This window comes from Acidobacteriota bacterium (assembly GCA_034211275.1).
In the GTDB taxonomy this organism is placed as follows: domain Bacteria; phylum Acidobacteriota; class Thermoanaerobaculia; order Multivoradales; family JAHZIX01; genus JAGQSE01.
Window position 1 is genome coordinate 1 of record JAXHTF010000327.1, and the last position, 3,330, is coordinate 3,330.

General features: G+C 71.3%; 2 protein-coding genes. Both read left to right on the forward strand.

All coding sequences use genetic code 11. The features are described 5' to 3' along the window. Positions 1-421, forward strand: a 421-nt coding sequence (locus SX243_25585) for a hypothetical protein (GenBank protein ID MDY7096362.1), incomplete at its 5' end; no start/stop codon positions are given. Continuing rightward, positions 418-3,330 (forward strand): amino acid adenylation domain-containing protein (locus SX243_25590; protein MDY7096363.1); only part of this gene is annotated, 2,913 nt, incomplete at its 3' end. The genes SX243_25585 and SX243_25590, both read left to right, overlap by 4 nt.

Consider the following 3,330-nt stretch of genomic DNA (forward strand, 5'->3'; position numbering starts at 1 on the left):
GGAGCTCGCCGCCTTCCTGCTGCATCTGGGCCTGCCGGCGGAGAGGCTGGAAGCGGTGCGCCGGGCGGTACGCGGCGACGGTGCTTTGGAGCAGGAAGTGGAAGGCGGTGCGGCGGGCCAGCGGATGGGAGCGCTCTTCGCGGCGTTCCAGAGCCATGCCCGGGCGCTGCGATCCTACGATCCTCGGCGGCCCGGCGGGAAGGAGCCGCCGGTGGTGCTCTTCCAGGCGTCGGGCGGTCAAACAGCGGCCGGTGAGGCGAGGGCGGCCTATGCCGTCGACGGCTGGCGGCGCCTCTTGGGACCGGAGCTCTCCGCGATGGATCTGCCCGGCAATCACTTCTCGTTGCTCCGAGGCGAGATCGTGGAACGGCTGGCGGAGGGAATTCGGCGCCACGGACGGATGAAGGCCAAGACACCATGAGCGGTGACGTCCACGACCCGCAGGCGGAGCGCCGGCGGCTGATTCGGGAACGCTTGCGCAAGGCTCGGGAGGGGCGTGGCGGCCGCACCGGCATTCCCACCCGCGACCGCGGCCAGGCGGTGCCCCTGACCAGCGCCCAGGAACGGCTGTGGTTCCTGGAGCGGCTGATGCCCGACACCGGTCTGTTCAACATCTGCCGAGCCTTCTCGCTGGGGGGGGCGCTGGAGCCGCGAGCCCTGGCCCGGGCTCTGGGCGCGCTGCTGCGCCGCCATCGGGTCCTGTGCACGGCCTTCGTCGAGGCGCAAGAGGGCGCGCGGCAGGAGTCCCGGCCGGTGCCGGCTGCCTCCGAGCTCTTGCCGGTGGTGGATCTCAGCGCTCTCCCCGAAGCCGTCGCAGAGCAGCTCTGCGATGGCCACCTGCAGACCCTGGCGACCCGACCCTTCGACCTCTCCCGTCCACCGCTGTTGCGGACCCTGCTCTTGCGCCTCGGTCCCTGGGATCATCGCTGGGGGCTGGCGGTGCATCACTTGGTCTTTGACGGTTGGTCCCTGGCGATCCTGCAAAAAGAGCTGGGGACGCTCTATGCCGGCGAGCTGAATGCTTCGCGGCTCTCCTCCTCGAAGTCGGCGGATCCGGAGCTGGAGTATGCCGACTACGCGGTGTGGGAGCGGCGGCGTTTGGAGGAAGAACCACCGACGGCGGATCTGGAGTTCTGGCGCCGGCGGCTGGAAGGGCTGACTCCGCTGGAGTTGCCGGCGGATCGTCCCCGGCCACCGGTGCGCACCCTGGCGGCGGAGCAGCTGCCGGTGCGCTTGTCGCCGGCGCTACGGCAGGCATTGGAAGCCCGGGGGCGGGCCGCGGGCACTTCTCTTTTCATGATGCTGGCCGCCGGCTGGGCGGCGGTGCTCTCGCGCTGGTCCGGCCAGCGAGATCTGGCGGTGGGCGTGCCGGTGGCGGGTCGCGACCGCAAGGAAGTAGAAGGGCTCATCGGCTTCTTCGTCAACACCGTGGTGCTGCGCTACCAGCTCTCCGCCACCCCGGGCGGCGATCCGAGTCTGAATCAGCTGCTGGAGGCCGCTAAGAAACACACCCTGGAAGCCATGAGCCACGCCCGGGTGCCCTTCGCCCGAGTGGTCCAGGAGGTCGCTCCGGACCGCGGGCGCAGCCACGCGCCGCTCTACCAGGTCACCCTGGCGCTGCAGAACGCGCCGGCGGCGCGCCTGGAGCTGGAAGGCCTGGAGCCCGCCGCCGGTGAGGTGGTGGATCGCGGCCTCACCGAGCAGGATTTGATCCTGTCGCTGGAGCCGGAGGGAGGCTCAGGGGATGCCAATCTAGGGAGGGCCAATCTAGAGAGGACCGGCCTCGCGGGAGCTGTCCTCTTCAGCACCGAGCTTTTCGACCGCAGTACCGTCCGGCGCTGGGTGGGCCATCTGCGGCGGATGCTCGAAGCCCTGGCCTACGACCCGGGCCAGCGCCTGTCGGAGGTAGAGCTGACCGGCCCTGCTGAGCGCCAGCAGCTGCTGTGGGATTGGAGCCACGCCGGCGGCAGCGCGCGGGCTGGCCTGACGGGCCTGAAGAGCTCGGCTGGCTTGGCGAGCTCCGGCCGGGAAACGGTGCTGCCGGCGGTGCTGCGGTGGGCGGAAAGCCATCCCGATCTGCCGGCGGTCCTTTCCGACACCGACTCGCCCCTGACCTATGGGGAGCTCGAAGAAAGTTCCCGCCGCTGGGCGCACTGGCTTCGAGAACGCTGGCTTTTGGAGCGGAATGGAGCCGAGGAGCCCATCGTCGCCCTCTGCCTGGAGCGCTCCACCGAGTTGGTGGTGTCAGCGCTGGCGGTGCTGCGTTCCGGCGGCGCCTACCTGCCCTTGGATCCGGCTCATCCACCGGAGCGGCTGGCGTGGATGGCCGAGGACGCCGGGGCGGCGCGGGTCTTCGTGGGCCGCGAGGCAGACGAGGAGCTGATCGAGGCGTTCCGAGCGGCCGGGGTCGAGACGGTGGTCGCCGGCGCCGAGCCTCCTGCTGCGGCAGACGGAGGGTTGGGGGATGGGGCCCTACCCACTCCCCGGGCCGCCGACGCCGCCTACGTCATCTACACCTCCGGCTCGACGGGCCAGCCCAAGGGCACGTTGCTGACCCACGGCGGGCTGGCCAATCTGGTGGCCTGGCACGGCAGCCTCCACGGCGAGCCGTCGGCGGACGGCTGGGGTCGTCGTCCAGGGGTGCGCACGACGCTGTTGGCGGGGCCGGGCTTTGATGCTTCGGTGTGGGAGCTGTGGTCGTCGCTGGCGCTGGGGGCGACGCTGGTGCCGGTGCCGTCGGCGGTGGTCTCCCAGCCGCCGGAACTGATTCGCTTCCTGCACCAACGGCAGGTGCGCCAGACCTTCCTGCCGACGCCACTGGCGGAGGTGGTGATGGAGGAGCTGGATGCCGGCCTGGCTCGACAGCAGGACCTGCCGTCTCCGGAGGACTGGTCGGTGGAGATGCTCTTCGTCGGCGGCGACCGGCTGCACCGGGGCCCCTCGCTGGCGGATGGAACGGATCGCGCCGCCTACCAGATGATGGATCTCTACGGCCCCACGGAGGCGACGGTGATCTCGGTGGCAAGCCGGGTGGCGGAGCCGGGGAGCGGCGTCGAGCACGCCATCGGCCGGCCGTTGCCGGGGGTCCGGAGCTACGTGGTGGACGAGGCTCTCCAGCCGGTGCCGGCAGGGGTCGCCGGGGAGTTGGTGCTGGGGGGCGTGGGGCTGGCTCGAGGCTATCTGGGCCGCCCGGCACGCACCGCCCAGGCCTTCGTCCCCGACCCTCTGGGAGGAAGGGAGGGCGAGCGCCTCTACCGCACCGGCGACCTGGCCCGCTTTCGCGCCGACGGCCGGGTGGATTTCCTGGGGCGCCGGGACCACCAGGTCAAG